17 protein-coding genes are annotated in these 20,683 nt (G+C 56.7%); 8 read left to right on the forward strand and 9 right to left on the reverse strand.

The window, feature by feature from the left end; translation table 11 throughout:
- The first annotated feature begins 120 nt into the window (after positions 1 to 120).
- The 3 genes from NIZ92_RS16245 to gltX all read left to right on the forward strand — a co-directional run bounded on the left by NIZ92_RS16245 (position 121) and on the right by gltX (position 3,351).
- Complete coding sequence (locus tag NIZ92_RS16245; RefSeq protein ID WP_035270490.1) at positions 121 to 1,200, forward strand: sensor histidine kinase; 1,080 nt, start codon at positions 121 to 123, stop codon at positions 1,198 to 1,200.
- Positions 1,197 to 1,838: a response regulator transcription factor gene (locus NIZ92_RS16250; protein ID WP_009460643.1), complete on the forward strand. Its 642-nt coding sequence runs from the start codon at positions 1,197 to 1,199 to the stop codon at positions 1,836 to 1,838. Before NIZ92_RS16245 ends, NIZ92_RS16250 begins: the two co-directional genes overlap by 4 nt.
- 103 nt (positions 1,839 to 1,941) lie before the next feature.
- A complete protein-coding gene (gene gltX / locus NIZ92_RS16255; RefSeq protein ID WP_254002276.1) occupies positions 1,942 to 3,351 on the forward strand; it encodes a glutamate--tRNA ligase in 1,410 nt (469 codons plus the stop codon).
- Between the two features lie 1,009 nt (positions 3,352 to 4,360).
- Here the strand turns inward: gltX and NIZ92_RS16260 are convergent.
- The 6 genes from NIZ92_RS16260 to NIZ92_RS16285 all read right to left on the reverse strand — a co-directional run bounded on the left by NIZ92_RS16260 (position 4,361) and on the right by NIZ92_RS16285 (position 10,969).
- Complete coding sequence (locus tag NIZ92_RS16260) at positions 4,361 to 5,752, reverse strand: amidohydrolase family protein (RefSeq protein WP_254002277.1); 1,392 nt, start codon at positions 5,750 to 5,752, stop codon at positions 4,361 to 4,363.
- 17 nt (positions 5,753 to 5,769) lie between these two features.
- Positions 5,770 to 7,158: a nucleobase:cation symporter-2 family protein gene (locus NIZ92_RS16265; protein WP_052159309.1), complete on the reverse strand. Its 1,389-nt coding sequence runs from the start codon at positions 7,156 to 7,158 to the stop codon at positions 5,770 to 5,772.
- 134 nt (positions 7,159 to 7,292) lie between these two features.
- Entirely contained in the window at positions 7,293 to 8,102 is an 810-nt protein-coding gene (locus tag NIZ92_RS16270; protein WP_254002278.1) for an alpha/beta fold hydrolase, read from the reverse strand.
- Positions 8,099 to 9,166 carry an aromatic ring-hydroxylating dioxygenase subunit alpha gene (locus tag NIZ92_RS16275; protein ID WP_045929663.1) on the reverse strand — a complete coding sequence of 356 codons (1,068 nt, stop codon included), beginning with the start codon at positions 9,164 to 9,166 and terminating at the stop codon, positions 8,099 to 8,101. Before NIZ92_RS16275 ends, NIZ92_RS16270 begins: the two co-directional genes overlap by 4 nt.
- A gap of 32 nt (positions 9,167 to 9,198) precedes the next feature.
- Complete coding sequence (locus NIZ92_RS16280; protein WP_083054639.1) at positions 9,199 to 9,954, reverse strand: SDR family NAD(P)-dependent oxidoreductase; 756 nt, start codon at positions 9,952 to 9,954, stop codon at positions 9,199 to 9,201.
- 40 nt (positions 9,955 to 9,994) lie between these two features.
- On the reverse strand, positions 9,995 to 10,969 hold the full coding sequence (locus tag NIZ92_RS16285; RefSeq protein WP_083054641.1) for a PDR/VanB family oxidoreductase: 975 nt from the start codon (positions 10,967 to 10,969) through the stop codon (positions 9,995 to 9,997).
- Positions 10,970 to 11,084: 115 nt separating this feature from the next.
- On the opposite strand from NIZ92_RS16285, the gene NIZ92_RS16290 reads away from it, so the two are divergent.
- Positions 11,085 to 11,990 (forward strand): LysR family transcriptional regulator, encoded by a 906-nt coding sequence (locus tag NIZ92_RS16290; protein ID WP_052159307.1) that lies wholly within the window; start codon positions 11,085 to 11,087, stop codon positions 11,988 to 11,990.
- Here NIZ92_RS16290 and NIZ92_RS16295 read toward each other — a convergent pair.
- From NIZ92_RS16295 to NIZ92_RS16305, 3 genes are all read right to left on the reverse strand, one after another.
- Complete coding sequence (locus tag NIZ92_RS16295; protein ID WP_254002279.1) at positions 11,965 to 12,513, reverse strand: YaeQ family protein; 549 nt, start codon at positions 12,511 to 12,513, stop codon at positions 11,965 to 11,967. The genes NIZ92_RS16290 and NIZ92_RS16295 overlap by 26 nt on opposite strands.
- 76 nt (positions 12,514 to 12,589) lie before the next feature.
- Positions 12,590 to 13,099 (reverse strand): hypothetical protein, encoded by a 510-nt coding sequence (locus tag NIZ92_RS16300; protein ID WP_026484394.1) that lies wholly within the window; start codon positions 13,097 to 13,099, stop codon positions 12,590 to 12,592.
- A gap of 99 nt (positions 13,100 to 13,198) precedes the next feature.
- Positions 13,199 to 13,657, reverse strand: coding sequence for an Lrp/AsnC family transcriptional regulator (locus tag NIZ92_RS16305; RefSeq protein ID WP_009460635.1), 459 nt, complete (start codon positions 13,655 to 13,657; stop codon positions 13,199 to 13,201).
- Positions 13,658 to 13,769: 112 nt separating this feature from the next.
- Here NIZ92_RS16305 and NIZ92_RS16310 point away from each other — a divergent pair, with 112 nt between their 5' ends.
- From NIZ92_RS16310 to NIZ92_RS16325, 4 genes are all read left to right on the forward strand, one after another.
- Complete coding sequence (locus tag NIZ92_RS16310; RefSeq protein WP_083054643.1) at positions 13,770 to 17,228, forward strand: indolepyruvate ferredoxin oxidoreductase family protein; 3,459 nt, start codon at positions 13,770 to 13,772, stop codon at positions 17,226 to 17,228.
- A 461-nt stretch (positions 17,229 to 17,689) separates the two neighbouring features.
- Positions 17,690 to 18,589 (forward strand): histone H1-like repetitive region-containing protein, encoded by a 900-nt coding sequence (locus tag NIZ92_RS16315; RefSeq protein ID WP_080748011.1) that lies wholly within the window; start codon positions 17,690 to 17,692, stop codon positions 18,587 to 18,589.
- A gap of 114 nt (positions 18,590 to 18,703) precedes the next feature.
- The gene (locus NIZ92_RS16320) at positions 18,704 to 19,267 is read left to right on the forward strand and encodes a YggT family protein (RefSeq protein ID WP_009460629.1); all 564 of its coding nucleotides are present in this window, start codon (positions 18,704 to 18,706) and stop codon (positions 19,265 to 19,267) included.
- A gap of 136 nt (positions 19,268 to 19,403) precedes the next feature.
- A complete protein-coding gene (locus NIZ92_RS16325; protein ID WP_254002280.1) occupies positions 19,404 to 20,639 on the forward strand; it encodes a methylated-DNA--[protein]-cysteine S-methyltransferase in 1,236 nt (411 codons plus the stop codon).
- Positions 20,640 to 20,683: the final 44 nt, after the last annotated feature.

Raw genomic sequence — 20,683 nt, forward strand, 5'->3', positions numbered from 1 at the left:
CCTGGGCTCCCGGAACTCCTTTCGGGAGCCCAGGCCTTAACGCACATTCTGAAAGAACCTCGGGTATATGATGGCCACACGACAGACACCATCCTGCAGCCTGGCCCATACACGAAAGATATGACACCACCCCTTCGCTTCCTATCGAGCAAAACCTACCGAGCCTTGGCCCTGACCGGCATCTGTATTTTGATGGCGCTGGTCTTCATTGCCGATACCGTCACCAACTACGCTATCGCCGCTGCGGTCTTTCACACCCCGCTGCTGCTGATAGCGATTCGTTTTTTGTCGGCACGGCAAGTTGTTGCCCTGACTACCATCAGCATGGTGCTGACCGTGGTCAGTTTCCTGCTGACCCGCTCGGGCGACTACGACGTGGGCTTGGTCAATACCGGCATCAGTATTATTGCCATCGCGATCACCTCGTATCTGGGGCTGAAGCTCAAGTCTGTACAGGCAGCGGCTCATGAGACACGCGAGCATTTGCTGCGTCTATCCCGTTTGACTACCCTGGGCCAGCTCAGCACCTCGATTGCCCATGAAGTCAGCCAGCCTTTGGCCGCCATCAACAGCAGCGCGGGCGCCTGTCAGCGCTGGCTGGAAGCCTCGCCCCCTAATGTCGAGAAGGCACAGGCTGCCGCGCAGCGTATTGTGTACGACGCCCAGCGCGCCAAGGATGTGCTGGATCGGGTACGCAGCATTACCCGTAACGAAGCCCCCACCAGCAGCGCGTTTGATTTGAATCTGGCTCTGACCGAACTGCTTAGCCTGTCCGGTGGCGAGATGCGACGTCAGCATATTGATCTGCGTCTGGCCTTGCAGTCCGATCTGCCCCAGGTCTTTGCCGACCGGGTTCAGATTCAGCAGGTGATGGCCAATTTGCTGCTCAATGCCATTGAAGCCCTGTCCCCTCCCTCGGACTATCATGCGGCTCATATCACCATAGAAACCAGCGTTTTGCCCGGCGACAAGCCGCAAGCCAACAAGGTGCTGTTTTCCATCAAGGATAATGGACCCGGCTTGTCGGGCACGCAGCTGTCCCAATTGTTTGATACCTTCTGGACCACCAAGGCAAGCGGCCTGGGCCTGGGCCTGACCATCAGCCGCACCATTATTGATGCCAATAACGGCCATATCTGGGCCACTGACCAAGCCGATGGCGGTGCTGCCTTTCATTTCACCTTACCTTTGGCGCCATGACAGAAAATCTGGATTCCTCTCTGAACACGCCCACCGTCTACATCATTGATGATGACCCGTCCGTTCGCGCTGCCCTGGACGATTTGCTGGCCAGCGTAGGCTTGAACGCGCTGAGCTTTGCCTCTACACGAGACTTTCTGGCGCATCCTTTATCTGATGCCCCTGCCTGTCTGGTGCTGGATGTGCGCATGCCCGAGCAAAGCGGCACGGATTTTCATTTGCAGATGGAATCGCGCGGGCTGCATATGCCGGTCATCTTTATTACTGGCCACGGCGATATTCATATGGCGGTCAAGGCCATCAAGCATGGTGCCTGGGATTTTCTGACCAAGCCTTTTGTAGATCAGGCCCTGATTGATGCCGTGCAGTCGGCTCTGGCTGCTGATGCGCAGCGCAAGGAAGAAGCCAGAACCCGGCTGACTTTGCAGCAACGCTGGGACAGCCTGAACGCCGGCGAGCGCGATGTCTTTGAGCGGGTGGTGCAAGGCCTGCTGAACAAACAGATCGCGGCCGAGCTGGATGTGAAGGAAGTAACGGTCAAAGTTCGCCGCGCCCGCGTGATGCAAAAAATGCAGGCTGGGTCGCTGGCGGAACTGGTGCGCCAGTTCGATCAACTCAATACTGAAAGCGGCCATTAGGACAGTTCTACGCGGCGGTTCTTTCCTAGTTGGCGTGCTGGGTTAAAATACGCAGATTCGGTCCCGTATGCGGGCTTCCCAAGGTCAAGGCCACACACAAGTTATGAGCACGTCTACTTCCAACGTCATCCGCACCCGTTTTGCCCCCTCGCCCACTGGTTATCTGCACCTGGGCGGGGCGCGCACTGCACTGTTCTCCTGGGCCTTTGCCCGTCATCATCAAGGCACTTTTGTGCTGCGTATTGAGGATACGGATCTGGAGCGTTCCACCCCCGAGGCGGTGCAAGGCATTCTGGATGGTATGCAATGGTTGGGCCTGGATGCGGACGAAGGTCCGTTCTACCAGATGCAGCGCATGGATCGTTACCGCGAGGTCATCGCCCAGTTGCTGAAAGACGGCCATGCCTATTACTGCTACAGCAGCCCCGAGGAAGTGGAAGCCATGCGCGAAAAAGCGCGTGTTCAGGGTTTGAAGCCTCGTTATGACGGCACCTGGCGTCCTGAGGCTGGCAAGGAGTTGCCTGCCATCCCGGCTGATCGCAAGCCTGTGGTTCGTTTCAAGAGCCCGCAGTCTGGCGCAACCAGTTGGGACGATATGGTGAAGGGCCGCATCAGCTTTGATAACAGCGAGCTGGACGATCTGGTCATTGCCCGCCCGGATGGCACGCCTACATACAACTTCTGCGTGGTGGTGGACGATTGGGACATGGCGATCACTCATGTGATTCGCGGTGACGATCACGTGAACAACACGCCACGTCAAATTGTGATTTTGCAGGCTTTGGGCGCGACTTTGCCTGAGTACGGTCACGTGCCCATGATTCTGGGCCCTGATGGCGAGAAGCTGTCCAAGCGTCATGGTGCGGTCAGCATCATGGATTACGACAAGGACGGTTATCTGCCTGAAGCCATGATCAATTACCTGGCCCGTTTGGGCTGGAGTCATGGTGATGACGAGCTGTTCACTCGCGAGCAGTTGGTGGAATGGTTTGATACGCGCAGTCTGAGCAAGTCGGCTTCGCAGTGGGATCCCAAGAAGTTGAACTGGGTGAACGCCCATTACATCAAGGCCAGCGACAATGCGGATCTGGCCGAGCGTGTGGCTCCCCGTATTGAGGCCTTGGGTGGCAAGACGGATGGTCAGGATTTGCCCGGCATCATGGGTTTGTTGAAAGACCGTGCCGAGACTTTGAATCAGCTGGCTGAAGGTGCTTTGCTGTTCTGCCGTCCTTTCGAGCCCGCCAGCGATGAGCTGATGGCCGAGGTGTTGACACCGGAAGCGCGTGTTTTGCTGCGTGATTTTGCCAGCAAGGCGATTAGCTTGCCGCAGTGGAATACGGAGAATCTGGCTGCTTTGATCAAGCAGGTTCTGGCGGATCACGAGGTGAAAATGCCCAAGCTGGCGATTCCTTTGCGCGTGGCAGTGACAGGACAGAAGCAGACGCCTGCGGTGGATGCGGTGCTGGCTTTGGTTGGACGCGACAAGGTGTTGGGACGTTTGGCTGGGCTGTAAGCATTATTGCTAAGCACTTGAAGGGCATCTCTTATGGGATGCCCTTTTTGTTTTGTGTTTCGTTCTGCAGAACACTGTTTTGAGCGGTGTTGCGTCTGGATGGCTAATGAGGCTTGCCGGGGTTTGCCTCAAGCCTGGGGCTTAAGTGAGAGCGATTGAAGACCATGTGGGGCTGGGGTGCCGTCTCTGGATTGAAGGAAGGCGTTCTGAAGACGTCATTCGAGTGGGTGGTGCTCTGGCCGGGCTGATTGCTTGCCGGTGCTGCGCACCGGTGCCCTTGTCGAGTAATTGCTACGGGCGCGACCTGAACTCACGGGGTGGTTCGTCCCCCGGACGAACCACAAGCGCCCCGCTCAAACAACAGGTCGCTTGCATCCCTACGCAATCACTCGCCCGCGGCAAGCCATCTGAATCGCCCCGCCAGAGCACCACCCACTCGAACGACTCAGAATTGCTTCGGATTCCAGATCTTATTTAAGAAAGGGTTCTTTGGGTTTGGATGACGATGCCCAAAGCTGGGGGCTAAGCTCGTTTGAGAAATCAAGAGTTTGAAAAAACAAATACAACTTAAAACCAACTTCTACGTGCCTCTCCGTACGGGCTACCTATGATTGGAAAGCGGCGATGAATCAATTCCCCATCCCGTTTGAAGAACGGTTTACATAGACCAAAGGATAAAAATTATTCATCCGCCTCTCCCACGATAAATAGATACTCCACTTCTGCTTTGGCCCCATCTAATTGGCACAACAACAAGCCGCAAACAACGGACAACCCAGCTACTCAAAAAGTGGTGGCGATGAAAAAAATCATTAATAGCGCTCTCACTAACGGTCGGAAGCAAGATAACAGCTCGCTCCAGCTTTAGGAGTAGCAGTTTCTCTTCACTGCAGGGGTCTATCTATATTGACCTCCAAGCTCATAAATCAAAGGCCGAGGGGGTTGCCCCTCGGCCTTTGGTCCTCCTCCCCTTCTACTCTTTTGTGTCAGCTTTTTTCTTATCTGCTTTTTAAGCTGGCATCAGACCTGCTGGTTTCAGGACTCCAAGCCGTGTAATCAAGGCGGTGCAATGTTCTCTTGCTTTGGCCACGACTTCTTGTTTGGAGACGCACTGGCTTTCACCATTTTCGTAGATGACTTGGCCGTTCACGATGGTCATGGTGACGTCACGGCCGCTGGCACAGTAGACCAGGCTGGCGACCACGTCGAAACAGGGACTCAGGTGGGCTTGATCCAGGTTGACCAGCGCCATGTCGGCCAGCTTGCCTTCGCTAAGTTGGCCAGCGTCTATGCCCAGCATTTCTGCACCGCCTCGGGTGGCCAGCCAGAAGGCGTCCTGGGCGTTGCTGGCTTGTGGGTCCAGTCGTGCCAGGCGTTGAACGTAGACGGCTTGGCGCATGATCTGAAACAGGTCGACCTGGTGGCCTGCGGCTCCGTCTGCGCCCAGGCCTATGCGCACGCCAGCTTCCAGCAGTTCTTTCAGGCGGATGGGGCCGGAGGCCAGGTACTCGTTGGACATGGGGTTGTGGGCGATGCTGCATCCGGCGCGGCCTGCGCGCTCGATTTCATCGTCGTCCATCCAGATGGCATGGGCAAATCCGGCTCGTTCATCCAGCCAGCCTTGCTCATCCAGCCAGCGGAAAGGGCGTGCGCCGTAGGCTTTCTGGAAGATATCCGGGTCTACGGGCGCTTCTGAACAGTGGGTTTGCCAGCGCACGTCGAATTTGCGGGCCATTTCGGCGGAACCCAGCACCAGATCCAGGTCGTTGTAGATGATGTTGATGGGCGAGGGCCAGATCTGCACGCGGCCTTGTTGCCAGTTGCTCAAACACTCCTGCATGGTGTCCAGCTCGTGTTTCACGCTGTGGCGAAACAGGGTGTCCTGCAATCCGTTGTCACGGGCGACGGGGGTAAAGGGGCCGAACATGCCTCGGGCCACGATGCCGCGCAAACCAGTGTCTTGCAGGGCTTGGGCAACGGCGATGGTGGTTTCCGGATCTGCGGGAGCGTAGTGGTTGTCCAGCACGGTGGTCACACCGGAAGAGACGGCTTCCAGTGCCCCCAGGCGTACCGCAGCCAAGGCTTCTGCCGGGCGTATGTCGGCAGCCAAGGGCAGCATGAACTCACCCAGCCATTGCCACAGGGCCATGCCATCTCCCAAACCGCGTCCAGCCAGTTGGAACAGGTGGTTATGCGTATCGATCAAGCCAGGGATCAGGGCCTGCATGGGGGCATGGATCGTTTTCTTTCCCTGCCAATGCTGCATGTCCTGAGCCTGACCCACGGCACAGATTCGATTGCCGCTGATGGCCACGACGCCGTTTTCCAGGACCTCGTTCTGGTCGTTCATGGTGACCACTTTTCCTGCGTGAATCACGATATCGCATATTTGACTTGTCATTGTCTGTCTCCTGTTTCTTATCCTTGCGGTGTCACCCGCACGACGCTCAGAGGCGTTTCTTCCTGTGTTTCCATCACCAGCTCTTCTGTGTGTTGCCGGCCGCTGGTTCCATTGAAAAACAGATTCAGCACCACCGATGAGATTACGGTCAGCAGTACCCCGCTATGCAATAGAGGGATCAGGTACTGCGGGAACTGGTCAAAGAAGGTGGGCGCGATAGCGGGAATCAAGCCCACGCCCAGGCTGATCGCAAAGATGAAGGTGTTGTGTTTGTTGTTCTTGAAGTCTACGGTCTGCAAGACACGTACACCAGAGGCGGCCACCATGCCAAACATCACAATGGCTGCGCCTCCCAGCACATACTGTGGAACCAGAGCCACAACATGGGCAATACGCGGCACCAGCCCCAAGATAATCAGGATCAGGCCCGCGGCCAGACAGACGTAACGGCTACGTACCCCCGTCACTCCAATCAAGCCGATATTTTGGGCATACGAGGAATACGGGAAGGTATTGAATACGCCACCGATCACCGCACCCAAGGCGTCGGCGCGCAGACCACGGGCAAAATCCTCGTGGCTCAATGGACGGTTCAATATCACAGCCAGTGCATAGAACAGGCCGATGGCTTCCACCATGGTCACAATCACGACCAGCAACATGGTGAAGGTGGCACTAAAGGAAAAGGTGGGCATGCCAAAGTGAAAAGGCGTAACCAGCTCAATCCAGGGAAGTTGGTCTAGCCCTTCTACGGTGACGCGTCCCATCAAGATCGCCAGTATCATGCCAGCAGCCAAGCCCACCAGCACGGCGATGCTGCTCAAGAAACCACGACCAAATCGGGCGACCAGCAAGGTCACCAGCAGCACGGTCCCAGCAATGCCCAGGTACACCAGACTACCGAAGTCTTTGGCACCATGTCCGCCCCCCGCCCAGGTAATCGCTACCCCAAACAGACCTACGCCCAGCGACACCAGTGTCGTTCCCGTTACCAAGGGCGGGAAAAGCCACAGCAGACGAATAATCAAAGGCACCATCAGCACAGCAATGAAACCGGCCGCAATAATGGCTCCATACAAGGCAGGCAAGCCCATACCGGGCGTCAGCCCGATGGCGATCATGGGGGCAATCCCCGCAAAGGAAATTCCCATCATGACGGGCAAGCGTATTCCTACCCAGCGCCCTACCCCCATGGATTGCATGATGGAAATGATCCCACAGCACAAAAGGTCTGCATTGATCAAAATGGCAATGTCTTCCTGGCTTAGACCCAGAGCACTGCCCAGAATCAAGGGTACGGTCACCGCTCCCGCATACATGACCAGCACATGCTGCAAACCAAACAAGAAAGAGCGTCCAACAGGCAGCCGCTCGTCAATACTGTCCTGAATTTGACGGGTGTTCATAGGTTTGTCTCCTCATCTTTTTCCCGTTATTTTTTTGCTCAGTACATCGGGTAGCGGCACCGTCCCCCTTGCTGCCTGTCCGGGCCGCTCTATAAAAATGCCCCTGCCGGTGCAGGACCCAGGGGCATCTATCATCAATCTGCTGTCAGAAATTCCTCCAAATAGTCGGCTACAGGCTCAGGTGCCTCCAGAGGCAATAAATGGCCTGTATCCGGCAACTCGTACAGACCCGCCGGATGCCGCAAGCGATCGTGCATTTCCTGCATGATGGCCAGACGCACAAAGCTGCGTTCGCCATGCAATAACAAGGTCGGGCAGCGCAGCTCCTCCAGCTGCGCCCAGACATCGTCATTACGAAATGGCCAGCGCCTCAAAAAGTACGGGTCATGCCGCCGCTGCCATAAGTTCAGTTCAACCTGACTCACGGACTCGTAGGCAAACAACTGCAGCAAGGACTGCGGTGCTTGCGGGTTGGCTTTGCGCTCGTACTCCATAACCGCAGCACGGCTGGGAAAATTCGCCGGGCGTGCCATCACTTCATGCTCGCTTTGCGTAAAACTGGGCTCGACATCCAGTACTGCCAATCGGCGGACCCGTTCCGGATAACGGGCCGCGTACTGCAGGCTGACCAAGCCCCCCCAGGACAAACCGGCCAGATCGTATTGGGGCTGACCCAATGCCTCCAGCAGGCAAGCCAGATCCTGCACATGAGCCGGTGTGGCATAGTCCTGCTGCGCACACCAGTCACTTAAACCATGTCCGCGCATGTCCAGGGCGATCACTGCCCGGTTCTGCGACAAGGCGGTAGCCACCTGATGCCAAAGCCCCGCATGGCCGGTTACGCCATGCATAACGACCAGGGGCACCTGTGCGGTACGGAGAGTGCCGTACTGACGGGCGTGCAACAAACCTGCGCCGCCCTGTACATAGATGGACTGACTCATCGCAAGCTCTCGACCTGCGCGACCAGGTCATTCAGCCAGCGGCGGTATTCCACCGTGACAATATCCGCACCACGCACAGGTGTCTCACGTTCCTGGGGCTGATCGCCTTGCAGATTGATCCACAAGGGCCGCTGCGATTCGATGATGGGTTTGTCCTGACCCAGCACCTCGTCCTCAAAGTCCATGAAGAAGTCATCGTACATAGGCTCGGTCCCGAAATCGCGCGCCTGCCACCAGAAACTGCGGGTGGTAAATTCGTCCACCGGACAGGCGGCCATCAGCAGCACATAACGCTTGCCATTGGGAAAGGTACGCTTCAGATGCACGGTATGCGGCATGGTGACGTGGTATTCATTCACCGGCTCAATCAGCTCTTCTTCAATACCCAGCAGTTTTTTCTTCAAGCCTACGCCAGGCTCTTTCACACCACTGCGATCAAAGCGCAGGACATGCTCTTCGCGCCAGACTTTTACAGCTTCCACCCGTGGGTTGTCCCGGCTGCCAATGGTGCCGTCGTGCACGTAGGCAAAGTGACTGAAGTCCACAAAATTTTCCAGGCGGCGCGGCGAACTGGTGCGCCAGTCGTACGTCTTGCCTTGCAGCACCCGATAGCTGGGGTCGTTCATTTCAGGAAAGACCGGCACAGGCATTTGCGGTGTTTCCAACGCCACCCAGACGATGCCGCCCGACTCGGTAACGTTAAAACGTTTCACGTTTACGCGCATGGCACAGGTCAGCTCCTCACGGGCCGGAATGCGCACACACTCGCCTTGGGCATCAAAGCGCCAGCCATGATAGGGGCACTCGATCGTGGCATCGACAATTTCGCCCAAAGCCAGATTGGTCCCTTTATGCGGGCAACGGCTATCCATGGCAACCAGCTCGCCATTCAAGCGCGCCAGCACCAGATCCTGACCCAGCAAGCGCGCTCCAAACGGCTTGTCCAGAACCTGGCTGCTATAGGCCACAGGGTGCCAGAAATGCGCCAGTGCGCGATACAGGGGATTGCTCTGTTCCTGTGGATGACGGGCCTGGATCATCGGCACCTCATTCATGACTGTCATGGTCTACTCCTGAAAATTCCAGCTGATTCTGTTTACAGAAAATGCGCGCCGCCGTTCACCAGCAGGCTTTGCCCCGTCACAAAGTCCGAGCCGCTGCCCAACAGGAACAGGGCAGCCCCCACCATGTCTTCGGGCTTTTGGGTGCGCTGCAAACAGCGTCCCGCCACGGTGCGGCGGTCGGCCTCATCGCCCTGGGTCGCGGTAATGCCCGCATCGGGAATCAAGTCCGGGCACAAGGTGTTGACCTGAATGTTGAACGCCCCCACTTCGCGCGCCATGGCACGGCTCAAGCCCACAACCGCCGCCTTGGACGAGACGTAGTGCAGAAAATTGGGCACGCCTTTGTAGGGAGTGTTGGAGGACACATTGATGATCTTGCCGCCGCCTTGCTGCTTCATGGCCGGGATCACGGCTTTGCAGCACTGCCACAGGCCGCGCACATTGATCGCGTAGCAGCGGTCCCATTCCTCGGCAGGAATATCCATCAGGGAGCCAAAGGTACAGCCGCGGAAAAACCCGGCGTTATTAATAATGCCGTCGATGGAACCGAAGGCATCCAGAGCCGCTTTGGCCATGGCCTGGGTCTGGTCGTTATTGGAGACGTCCACCTGAACGGCGATAGCTTTGCCGCCCTCATCGCAGTATTGCCGAGCCTTGTCGCTTAAATCGCCCAGGTCGGCCATGACCAGATTGGCTCCCTGCTCGACCAAGGCATCGCAATACGCCAAACCAATCTGCCCCCCGGCGCCGGTGACGATAACCGTCCTGCCTTTCAATGAAGCATTCATTTTCCTCTCTCCTCCGTGTACGGGCGTTTGCGCCCTGCTCTTATAAATCCAGCGTCAGTGCCTCGCCGCGACTGCGGGAAACACAAATCATCATGCTTTCAGATGCGGCCCGTTCTTGCTCGCTCAGGACGTGGTCGCGGTGCTCGGGTGTGCCTGACAGGACTTTGGTCTCACAGGAACCGCAAATCCCTTCACGACACGAGCAATACACGCGTATGCCCTGATCCAGCAGACACTCCAGAATGCTGCGGCCTGCCGGAACTTCAATGGAACCGCCGGTACGGGCCAGATGAACGGTGAATGCGCTGTCTTCGCCCTGATCGGCAGCCCTAACAGGCGCGGCCGCGAAGTATTCAAAATGCACCTGTTGCTCAGGTAGATCGACACAGGCCTGCTTGTAGGCTTGCAACATGCCCGCCGGGCCACAGCAATAGAAATGGCTGCCCTGGTTTTTATAGGGAGCCAGTGCGGCGTCCATATCCATGCGCGCACCATTCATTTCGTCTTCGATCAGGACATCCAGCCGCCCCAGACCTTGGCTGTTCGCTTCTAATTGATGAAGTTCGTCCAGAAAGGCGGCGCGATTGCGACTGCGCACACAATAGAAAAGATGCCAGGGCTGGCCCAAGGCTTGCAGACGTTGTGCCATGGCGTGAATAGGCGTGATGCCTATGCCACCTGCCAGCAAGACACTGGTTGCCGCCTGGCTTTCATCCAGCTTGAACAGATTGCGAGGCTCGGAAATTTCCAGTGCATCGCCCACATTCAAGACTTGATGAACCGCACGTGAGCCGCCCCGGCTGGCCGGGTCCAGACTGACGCCAATCCGGTACTGCCCTTCGTGGCTTCCCGCCAGCAGCGAATACTGCCGAACCAGGCCCCCTGGCAAATGCACATCGATATGGGCCCCCGCCTCCACAGCTGGGAAGCGGCCTTCCTGTGGACAGAGCTCCAGTGAACGGATGCCCTCGGCCTCGATGCGTATGCTGCGTATCCAGGATTTCATGATGCTCATGCCTCCTTTTCTTATCTGACCTTTGCAGCCCCCGCTGCGGTCTATGGAAAACATTTAAGCACCCGCAATTTGATAAAACAATTGAATTTATTTTATTTATTAGTAAGATAATCTGATGAATATAACGCTCAGACAACTTCGTGCTTTTGTCGCTGTGGCGGAAGCGGGCCAGTTCACTCAGGCAGCGCGCAATCTGCACGTCACTCAATCGGCATTAAGCATGTTGATTCGGGAGCTGGAGTCCCAGACCGGGCTACGGCTGTTTGATCGGCACACCCGCAAAGTGGTGCTCAGCGAACCGGGTCAGGAGTTGTTGGGGACGGCGCGGCGTGTACTGGCCGAGGTGGAAGAAGCCGTGCGCCATTCCAGGGAGTTGACCAGTCATCAACGGGGCCGCGTGTCCATTGCCAGCGGTACGGTCTTGTCCTCCAGCTTGCTGATTCCATTTATTGCCCTGTTTCAGCAGCGCTACCCCGGCATTCGGGTGGAGTTGCTGGATATGGCAGAGCAGGACATCAGCCGCCGTCTGGAGCAGGAGCCGATTGATTTTGGTTTGGGTACAGACTGGAATCGGCCCGACACAATTGAGGCGCATCCGGTGATGCAGGACCAGTATCAGGCCCTGCTACCCCACCATCATCCGCTAACGGCCAAGGCGCAAATACGCTGGCATGATCTGGCCGCCCATCCGTTTATTGCCTTATCCTCGCACAGCCCTTTAGGTCAGGCCATACAAAGGCAATTGACGGCTTTGGACATACGCTTTGCGCAGGTGCATGAAGTGTCTTTGCACACCACAGTGCTCAGCATGGTCAGGCATGGTTTGGGGCTGGCGATCCTGCCGGCGAACACGCAAAGCCTGCCCGAAGCTGCGCAAATTATATTTCGCCCCTTGAAGGCCCCAGTGCTACCCCGGCAGGTAAGCCTGTTGCAACTGCGGCAGCGCTCTTTAGCCCCAGCAGCTACCTTATTTCGTAGTGAGCTGCTGGCTCATATCAAGCGGCAGCATTCAGGTGGCTGACTTCGATAGTGGCTTCGCCTTTGTCGCTACTGGCCCAGACCGTGCCGTCCTGAACATTCAGATTGATGGTCATGCCACGCTCGGCCAGGGCGGCTAAGGCGTCAGTCCCGGCGGTATCCAGCGCATAGACCTGTATATTGCGGGCGCGGCTGATCTTGTCCTTGATGCCACTCCACCAGACGGAGACATTGCGGCCATAGGCCAGCACCGTCACTTTGTCAGCACGGCCACTGGCTTTGATCAGACGTCTATCGTCCGGCAGGCCTACCTCCAGCCAATGCAGCAAATTGCCGCCCAGATCATGTTCCCACAAGGCGGGCTCGTCCGAGTCGCTTAGCCCGCGCGAAAAGCTCAAGGCTTCGTCCGCTTGCGCATACAAACCGTAAGCCAACAAACGCACCATCAGACGCTCTTCGGTCTCGGAGGGGTGACGGGCCAGCGTCAGGGTATGACTGCCGTAGTAGGCCCAGTCGTTATCGGCCACATTAAGTTCAGCTTTATAAATCGTCGCGCGCAGAGCCATGGAGCGTCCAGCAAAAGAAACAGACAAAAAACTGGCCGCCCCCAGGACGGCCAGGAATCATTCAAGCAAGCAGAGATCAGAATGGCAGGCGGTAGCCAGGCGACATTCTGGTCAAGCGATAGGTGGTACCACTTTGGTCACGCAGCACCAGATTGCGGGCTGTCAGGCTGACGATGTTGTAGTGGTTTTCATAAATCGGGTCGCCCGGTTCGGTTGTGACCCCATTGGATTCTTGCGTGCTGATTTGCAAGTCGTTGCCCTTGCGCACCCAGCAACCGCTTTCGTTCAAGCCTTGCGAAGGCTTGTTGGGGCGCTTGACCTGTTCGGTGTACGCCATGGAGCCGTCAGTTTGCAAGGTGAACAAGGTACGCAGCTCGCCAACCACGCCTTTCTGGCGGTGCTTGCTTAGCCAGTTACCAGCCAGTTGGTCCCCCGCCGCAGCAGGCTGACATGCAGGATGGACAGGCTTGGCAGCCGCTTGTGCAGCAGGCTCGGGAGCCGGCGCCTTGACCGCGCAGGCGCTTAAAAACACAGTAGCCAGCACAGCAACCCAGGAAGTGCGTCGCAAGATATTCGCCTTCGTCATAAAACCCCGTCCTTCATGCGTACATACCGACCCACCACAGGCCGGCGAATCCTGATTATTCTACCCGAAGGCGCTTGTATTACCCCATAACAAGATGCTTCAAAGTGGCAAAGGCAGTCGGGTCACGTTTTTGATTTCACGCATGGCCACAATCGTACGGGTTTGACGCACGCCCGGCATATTGAACAGAAAGCGATGCAGGAAATCGTCGTAGGACTCCGCGCTGGGCACCATGATCTTGAGCAGAAAATCCGCATCGCCAGTCACGGCGTGGCATTCCAGAATCTCGGGCGCATCGCGCACGGCACGAATGAAGTTATCGACTATTTCACCCGAGTGACGGTCCAGACTGATCTGGGTAAACATGCAACTTTGCAGTCCCACCTGACGGCGATCCACGCGCGCATAATAGCCTTGGATAACCTTGTTTTTTTCCAGATTTTTGATGCGCCGCCACACGGGCGCAGTGGACAAACCCACCTGCTCGGAGACCTGCTGAGCCGAGGCTCGGCCATCCAACTGCAAGGCATCCAATATTTTTAAGTCAGTTTTATCCATATTTGAATATTTACGAAATGAACATTTCAAAGAATAGGGAATACACGCAACTATAACGCAAAAAAAAGCGAGGGCAGACTCTCTATCATGATCTCTATCTGGAGGTTTCATCATGACGCAGTCCGTCGACACTCAATACAAGCTAAGCGACAACCTGACCGCACAATCAGGACGCATCTTTTTAACTGGCACACAGGCCCTGGTGCGCATGTTGCTGACCCAGGCTCGCCTGGATAAAGAACACGGTTTGAACACCGCCGGTTTTGTCTCCGGCTACCGTGGTTCGCCGCTGGGTGGCGTGGACATGATCATGTGGAAGGCCCAGAAGTATCTGGACCAGGCCAAGGTCCGTTTCCAACCCGCTATTAACGAAGACCTGGCCGCCTCCATGATTATGGGCACCCAGCAAGCTGGCGAGCGTGCCGACCGTACCGTCGATGGCGTGTTCTCCATGTGGTATGGCAAGGGCCCCGGTGTAGACCGCGCGGGCGATGCCTTGCACCACGGCCATGCTGCCGGTGCCTCCCAACACGGTGGCGTCCTGATGATTGTGGGTGATGATCACGTGGCCTCGTCCTCGTCCATTCCCCACGCCAGCGAACAATCCCTGATCGCCTGGGGCATCCCGGTGGTCAACCCCAGCTCGGTTGAAGAATACGAACGCTTTGGTATCTGGGCCTGGGCCTTGTCGCGTTACTCCGGCTCCTGGGTGGCCTTCAAAGCCATTACCGAAACCGTGGAAAGCGGCCGCTCTTTCGAGATTGCCCCTCTGGATGATCTGGCCCCGGCCTTGGCCGACAAGCAAGGCGGCAAACACCCTTACGACCCGAGCAAATTCCTGACCCCTTCCATGGAAGGTACGCTGGACGCCCGCCTGGATAGCGTGCGTGAATTTGCGCACAAGTACAGCCTGGACCGCGTGCTGGAAGCGGCACCTGATGCGCGTATCGGTATTGTGTCCACCGGCAAAGCCACACTGGATACGCTGGACGCGCTGCAGCAGCTCAGCGGTCTGGATAATCTGCCCGCCATTCGCCATCTGAAAATTGGTTTGAGCTGGCCTGTTAACCCGCAATCACTGAACGATTTTATTGAAGGCCTGGACCACGTTCTGGTCATTGAAGAAAAAGGCCCGATCATTGAAGACCAGTTAAAGAATCTGCTCTTTAACCGTGCCCAGCGCCCTACGGTGTCTGGCAAGCGCGATATCGAAAATGAAGTGCTGATCCCTGCCGATGGCCAGCTCAGCCCTGCCCGTGTGGCCGTGGGTCTGCGTCGCTGGCTGGGCCATCACGCCAATGTGCAGTTGCCTGCCTGTACGGTGCAAAACCTGGCACCGATTGATACCAATGGTCTGACTCGTCGCCCCTACTTCTGTTCGGGCTGTCCGCACAATACTTCCACCAAAGTACCCGAAGGCAGCCAGGCTATGGCGGGTGTGGGTTGCCACTACATGGCGACCTGGATGGACCGCAAAACCCGTGGTCTGACTCAAATGGGTGGCGAAGGCACGGACTGGGTGGGCCTGTCGCCCTTCATCCAGACCGGCCATATGTTCCAGAACATGGGTGAAGGCACGTATTTCCACTCCGGCTATCTGGCAATTCGTCAGGCCATTGCCGCGGGTGCCAACATTACCTACAAAATTCTGTTCAACGATGCGGTTGCCATGACAGGCGGTCAGCCGGTTGACGGCCCGATATCTGTGCCTCGCATTTGTCAGCAGACCATTGGTGAAGGTGCGCGTCGTGTGGTCATCACCACCGATGAGCCAGAGCGCTATCGCGGTGTCAGCCTGCCTGCCGGTGTGGACGTTCATCACCGTCGCGAGCTGGATCGTTTGCAGCGTGAACTGCGCGAGATCCCCGGCGTCACTATTCTGATTCACGATCAGACCTGTGCGGCTGAAAAGCGCCGACGTCGTAAAAAGAACGAGTACCCCGATCCTGCTCGTCGCCTCTTTATTAATAAGGCAGTCTGCGAAGGCTGTGGGGATTGCGGTGTGCAATCGAACTGCTTGTCTTTGGTGCCTGCTGAAACGCCCGAAGGCCGCAAGCGCCAGATCGACCAGTCCAGCTGTAATAAGGACTACTCCTGCGTGGACGGTTTCTGTCCCAGCTTTGTGTCGGTGATGGGAGGTGCCCTGCGCCGTGGCGATCAAAACGGTCAGGCCGATATGAAAGCCCAGTTGCTGGCCAAGCTGGACGCGCTGCCACAACCCAATATTCAAGCCAAGGACTGCAATGTAATTGTGGCCGGTGTGGGTGGTACTGGTGTGATCACTATTGGTGCGGTGCTCTCCATGGCGGTACACCTGGAAGGCCGCTCCAGCTCCGTGCTGGACATGACGGGCCTGGCACAAAAAGGCGGCACCGTCATCAGCCACATCCGTCTATCTGCCAATAAAGAGAACACGGGTGCGGTGCGTGTCGATCCCGGCCAAGCCGACCTGGCGATCTTGTGCGACGTGGTGGCCGCCGCTCACCCCAATGCCCTTTCCTGCCTGCGTCCTGGTCATACCCACGCCATCATCAACGAATATCTGGCTCCCACGGCCGAGTTCACCCGCAACCCGGATGCCCCTTTGGATGCCCAGCACTTGCTGAGCCAACTCAAGACCACCGCTGGCGAAAACCAGGTGCGCTCTTTCAATGCTCACCAGGCTGCCACCCTGCTGTTTGGCGATAGCCTGTTGTCCAATATGCTCTTGATGGGCATGGCTTGGCAGCAAGGTTCCATGCCCGTTAGCAGTGCGGCTGTTGAACAGGCTATCCGCCTGAACGGTGTGGCGATTCAAGCCAACCTGGATGCCTTCCATTTGGGTCGCGTGCTGGCTCACGATGAGAAAGCACTGGCCAGCCTCTTGGCTCCAGCCGCTCAGGTCGTAACCTTGCAGCGTCGCGAAACACTGGAACAAATCATGCAGCGCTGCACCAGCAGCCTGGAGCAATACCAGAACGCCGCTTATGCCCAGCGCTTTAGCAGCACCATCAATGCTCTGCGTGAAGCCGAACAGAAACTGCGTCCGGGTCAGCGTCCTACCTTGACGGAAAAAGCCGCCCGCAGCTTGTACAAGCTGATGGCCTACAAGGATGAGTACGAAGTTGCTCGCCTGTTCAGCTCGCCCGCTTTCCGCCAGGATCTGGAACAGCAATTTGAAGGTGACTTCTCCTTGCGCTTCCACTTCGCACCTCCTTTGCTGGCACGCCGTGATCCATCTACCGGCCGCCCGCGCAAGATCACATTGGGCCCACGCACCGCCACCTTGCTGCGTTGGATGGCGAAAGGCAAAGGTCTGCGCAACACGGTACTGGATCCATTTGGCTACACCCATGAGCGTCGTATGGAACGTCGCTTCTGGCGCGAATACCAGAGCCTGCTCAACAGCTTGAGCAAGAACCTGAATCAAGCCAACTACGCCACAGCGTTGGAACTGGCCGAGCTGCCCCAACAATTGCGCGGCTTCGGTCCCGTGAAAATGGAATCGGCCAAGAAGTATGAAGCCCGCTTTGCCGAGTTGTCGCAGCAGTTGAAAAACACTGGCCCGGAAATTCAGGCAGTTCCCGCCTGAGCCTTGCCCGCTGCGACTTTTGAAACGATTAACCTGCCCTTTCAGCCCTGCTTATGCAGGGCTTTTTTTTGGTTTGAACAGACATTGAAAACCGCAGCTCAGTCGTGAATTGAAGTCCGTTTTCAAACCGCTTTTCCATGCTTAACACAGGCCTTTCAAAGCATGAAAAGGCCATGCAATCGATCCAGCAATGCGTCAAAAATCAGAGACTTGGATGCGACTATGGGCCGATTGCACGTGTCCAGAACGCAACTTATTTGAGACAGCAGACACCGATTCCTAATTCCATAAGCCCCAAGCCATGATTAATGCTTGACTGTGTAGGGGCTTGCGTTAGACTTCTAAGCGTATAAGGTATCGACCTTAAACGCCTGCGTCATTTGAAAAAGGCCATTGCAGTTTTCCAGGCCAGGTCAAATGGGTGTGGACAAACTAAAGACTTGTTCTCAAGGAGCATGATCATGGCAACAGCCAAGAAAGGCGCAGCAAAAGCAGCAAGCACAAAAGCCGTTAGCCCCAAAAAAGCAACGCCAGCAAAAGCAGCCGCAGCACCCGTAAAAGCTACTGCTACCAAGACCAGTCCCAGCAGCAAAACCGCTGCCCCCAAGTCCCCCGCTAAAACCACCGCTACCAAGACCAGCAAGGCTGCTGTAAAAGCCCCTGCCAAGTCTGCAAGCAGCGCATCTGCCAAGAAAACGGCTGCGAAAAAAACAGCGGTAAAGAAAGCCACTCCAGCAAAAACCACGGCTGTTAAAGCCGCTGCGACCAAGACAAGCACCGCTAAAACCGTAGCCAAAAAAGCAGCTGTTAAAAAGACAGTCGCTAAAAAGGCGGTAGCCAAGAAAGCCGTTGCCAAAAAGGCCGTCGCTAAAAAAGCGGTAGCCAAGAAGACGGTGGCAAAGAAAGTGGTTGCCAAAAAAACGGTAGCTAAAAAAGCAGCTGCGCCCAAAACGGCCAGTGCCAAACCCGCTACCACCAAACCTGCTGCCACCGCTGCCGCAAAAAAACCGGCCAGCACCAAGGCAAGCAAACCCGTGGCCAAAAAAGCCACCCCCAGCAAAGCGGCAGCGAAACCTGCCACCAAAACCGGCACCAAAGCAGTTGTAAAGACCGCGGCTAAAAAAGCCAGTCCTGCTACCAGTGCCAAGAAACCCGTAGCTCCAAAGAAGAAAGAAGTTAAATCCGTGACCGCAGAAACCAAGACCCCAAAGACCAGCACAACGACTAACGCCACCGCTAAAGCAGGCAATAAAACAGCGGCTCGCAAAGCGACCAAAACAGCAGCAGCGCCTGCCGAACCTCGCCGCGAAGATGTCAATCCTGCTGGCTCCTGGCCCTTCCCAACAGGCAAGCGTCCTTAAGCACACGCTACTTTTATGTTTCTCCCCAAAGAGCCACCCTGATCAGGGTGGCTCTTTGGTTTGTAGCACTTGCATGCGACAATTCCCTCTCCCATCAATTCATACCAAGCAACTATGTTCAGTGAAGTCGCCCTCTTCCTAATCCATATTGTTCTGTCGCTGCTGGGCACGATTTTGCTACTGCGTGCCTGGGTGTATGCGCTCAGAATCCATCCCTTCAACCCTTATTCGCAAGCTATGTTCAAGGTCACGGACTGGCTGGTCATGCCTTTGCGCCGTGTCATTAAAAGCGGCAACCATTGGGACTGGACCTCTTTGTTCGCCGCCTGGCTTAGCGCCCTGGTATACCTGGTTTTGAGCGCCATGGTACTGACCGGATCGGTGTCCATGCTCTCGAACTTCCCCATGTTCTTGCTGGCAGCCGTCTTCACCGTTCTGCGCTGGACCTTGAGCCTGATCTTCTGGGTGGTCCTGCTGCAAGCACTGCTATCCTGGATTCAGCCACAATCGCCCAGCATGCCCTTGCTGCGTTCCATTACAGCCCCCTTGCTGGACCCGATCCGTCGCGTCTTGCCTGACCTGGGTGGTCTGGATTTGTCGCCGCTGGTCGTCCTGCTGCTGACTCAAGTGCTCAATATGGTCATCACGCGCACCGCTTTCAGTCTGGTACCAATCTAAGCAAAGCGGACTGTACACATGGAAAACCTGGGCTATGCCCAGGTTTTTTTATGCTGAATTCAAGAGCAAGAATCAGGGTGTCTTGTGCGAAAGTGGACCTTATACTGGCCTCACCACCAATCAGCAGGCCACTTCCATGACTCGCCTTCCATCAAAACCAGACACATCCAGCCGCTACCGCGAGGCCGAACAATTCCTGGCCGCACTGGACCCCGACTGGCAAGCGCTGGTCGCCCACGTGGGCCCTTGCATCCATCAGCCACGCCCCGAGCGCGACCCTTACGAAGCCCTGATTCGCTCTGTTGTGTATCAGCAGTTGCATACCCGTGCGGCTGAGCGCATCCTGCAACGCCTGATTGATATCTATCCGCACGGCCATTGCCCAACGCCCGAGGAAGTGCTGGCGACTCCGTATGACACCCTGCGCGCTTGTGGCTTGTCCGGTGCCAAAGCCAATAGCATTCTGGGCCTGGCCCAGGCGCGCCTGGATGGCATCATTCCCGACCAGGCCACCGCTTTGCAAATGCCGGATGAAGAGCTGATCAAGCAGTTGACCACGCTGCGCGGCATAGGTCGCTGGACGGTGGAAATGATGATGATGTACACGCTGGAGCACGAAGACATTCTGCCTGCGGACGACTTTGGGGTGCGCGAGGGCTATCGCAATTTGAAGCAGCTGGACAAGGCTCCCTCAGCCCGTGTCTTGCGTGAAATTGGCCAAGCCTGGGCACCCTACCGCAGCGTGGCTTCCTGGTACTTGTGGCGCATGCCCAAACAGGCGCCAGTATTGGCGCCTTCTTCGAACGAGCTACATCGCGCTCCGCGCTCGCAGGACAAGACCGTTCGCCAACAAACTCCAAGTAGCCGTCTTTATTTTGCGATTGCCCAATGCAGCTTGGGTGCATTGCTCGTTGCCGAAAGCGAGCGCGGGATTTGTGCGATTTCCCTGGGCGATGATGCCAAAGTCTTGCTGGAACAGCTGCAAGAGCAATTCAAGGCCGCTGAGCTGATCGAAGCCGATCCGCAATTCAATCAACGAGTGGCCCTGGTCGTTGCCATGGTAGAAAAGCCGACCCTGGGTTTGGATCTACCCCTGGACATCCAGGGCACCCCTTTTCAACAACGTGTCTGGGAGTTTCTACGCCATATCCCAGCAGGCCAGACCTTGAGCTATACCGAGATTGCCGAACGTCTGGGCATGCCCAAAGGCGCCCGTGCCGTGGCACGAGCCTGTGCCACCAACACCTTGGCCATTGCCATCCCCTGCCATCGGGTCGTGCGGCAAAGCGGGGATCTGGCAGGCTATCGTTGGGGCCTGGAGCGCAAGAAAACCTTGCTGGAGCGCGAACGCGCCCAAAAGGCTCAGCGCTGACAGGCGTTAAAAAACCCGGCCAATGGCCGGGTTCTTTATGCACA

The organism is Alcaligenes sp. 1735tsa3, from assembly GCF_024134565.1.
GTDB lineage: Bacteria > Pseudomonadota > Gammaproteobacteria > Burkholderiales > Burkholderiaceae_B > Alcaligenes > Alcaligenes phenolicus.

Coding starts and splice junctions, on each gene's coding strand:
- NIZ92_RS16280 (WP_083054639.1), bottom strand. CDS start 9,954: ATGAATGCTTCATTGAAAGGCAGGACGGTTATCGTCACCGGCGCCGGG.
- NIZ92_RS16290 (WP_052159307.1), top strand. CDS start 11,085: ATGAATATAACGCTCAGACAACTTCGTGCTTTTGTCGCTGTGGCGGAA.
- NIZ92_RS16250 (WP_009460643.1), top strand. CDS start 1,197: ATGACAGAAAATCTGGATTCCTCTCTGAACACGCCCACCGTCTACATC.
- NIZ92_RS16325 (WP_254002280.1), top strand. CDS start 19,404: ATGACTCGCCTTCCATCAAAACCAGACACATCCAGCCGCTACCGCGAG.
- NIZ92_RS16315 (WP_080748011.1), top strand. CDS start 17,690: ATGGCAACAGCCAAGAAAGGCGCAGCAAAAGCAGCAAGCACAAAAGCC.
- NIZ92_RS16300 (WP_026484394.1), bottom strand. CDS start 13,099: ATGACGAAGGCGAATATCTTGCGACGCACTTCCTGGGTTGCTGTGCTG.
- NIZ92_RS16260 (WP_254002277.1), bottom strand. CDS start 5,752: ATGACAAGTCAAATATGCGATATCGTGATTCACGCAGGAAAAGTGGTC.
- NIZ92_RS16320 (WP_009460629.1), top strand. CDS start 18,704: ATGTTCAGTGAAGTCGCCCTCTTCCTAATCCATATTGTTCTGTCGCTG.
- NIZ92_RS16305 (WP_009460635.1), bottom strand. CDS start 13,657: ATGGATAAAACTGACTTAAAAATATTGGATGCCTTGCAGTTGGATGGC.
- gltX (WP_254002276.1), top strand. CDS start 1,942: ATGAGCACGTCTACTTCCAACGTCATCCGCACCCGTTTTGCCCCCTCG.
- NIZ92_RS16265 (WP_052159309.1), bottom strand. CDS start 7,158: ATGAACACCCGTCAAATTCAGGACAGTATTGACGAGCGGCTGCCTGTT.
- NIZ92_RS16285 (WP_083054641.1), bottom strand. CDS start 10,969: ATGAGCATCATGAAATCCTGGATACGCAGCATACGCATCGAGGCCGAG.
- NIZ92_RS16245 (WP_035270490.1), top strand. CDS start 121: ATGACACCACCCCTTCGCTTCCTATCGAGCAAAACCTACCGAGCCTTG.
- NIZ92_RS16270 (WP_254002278.1), bottom strand. CDS start 8,102: ATGAGTCAGTCCATCTATGTACAGGGCGGCGCAGGTTTGTTGCACGCC.
- NIZ92_RS16295 (WP_254002279.1), bottom strand. CDS start 12,513: ATGGCTCTGCGCGCGACGATTTATAAAGCTGAACTTAATGTGGCCGAT.
- NIZ92_RS16275 (WP_045929663.1), bottom strand. CDS start 9,166: ATGACAGTCATGAATGAGGTGCCGATGATCCAGGCCCGTCATCCACAG.
- NIZ92_RS16310 (WP_083054643.1), top strand. CDS start 13,770: ATGACGCAGTCCGTCGACACTCAATACAAGCTAAGCGACAACCTGACC.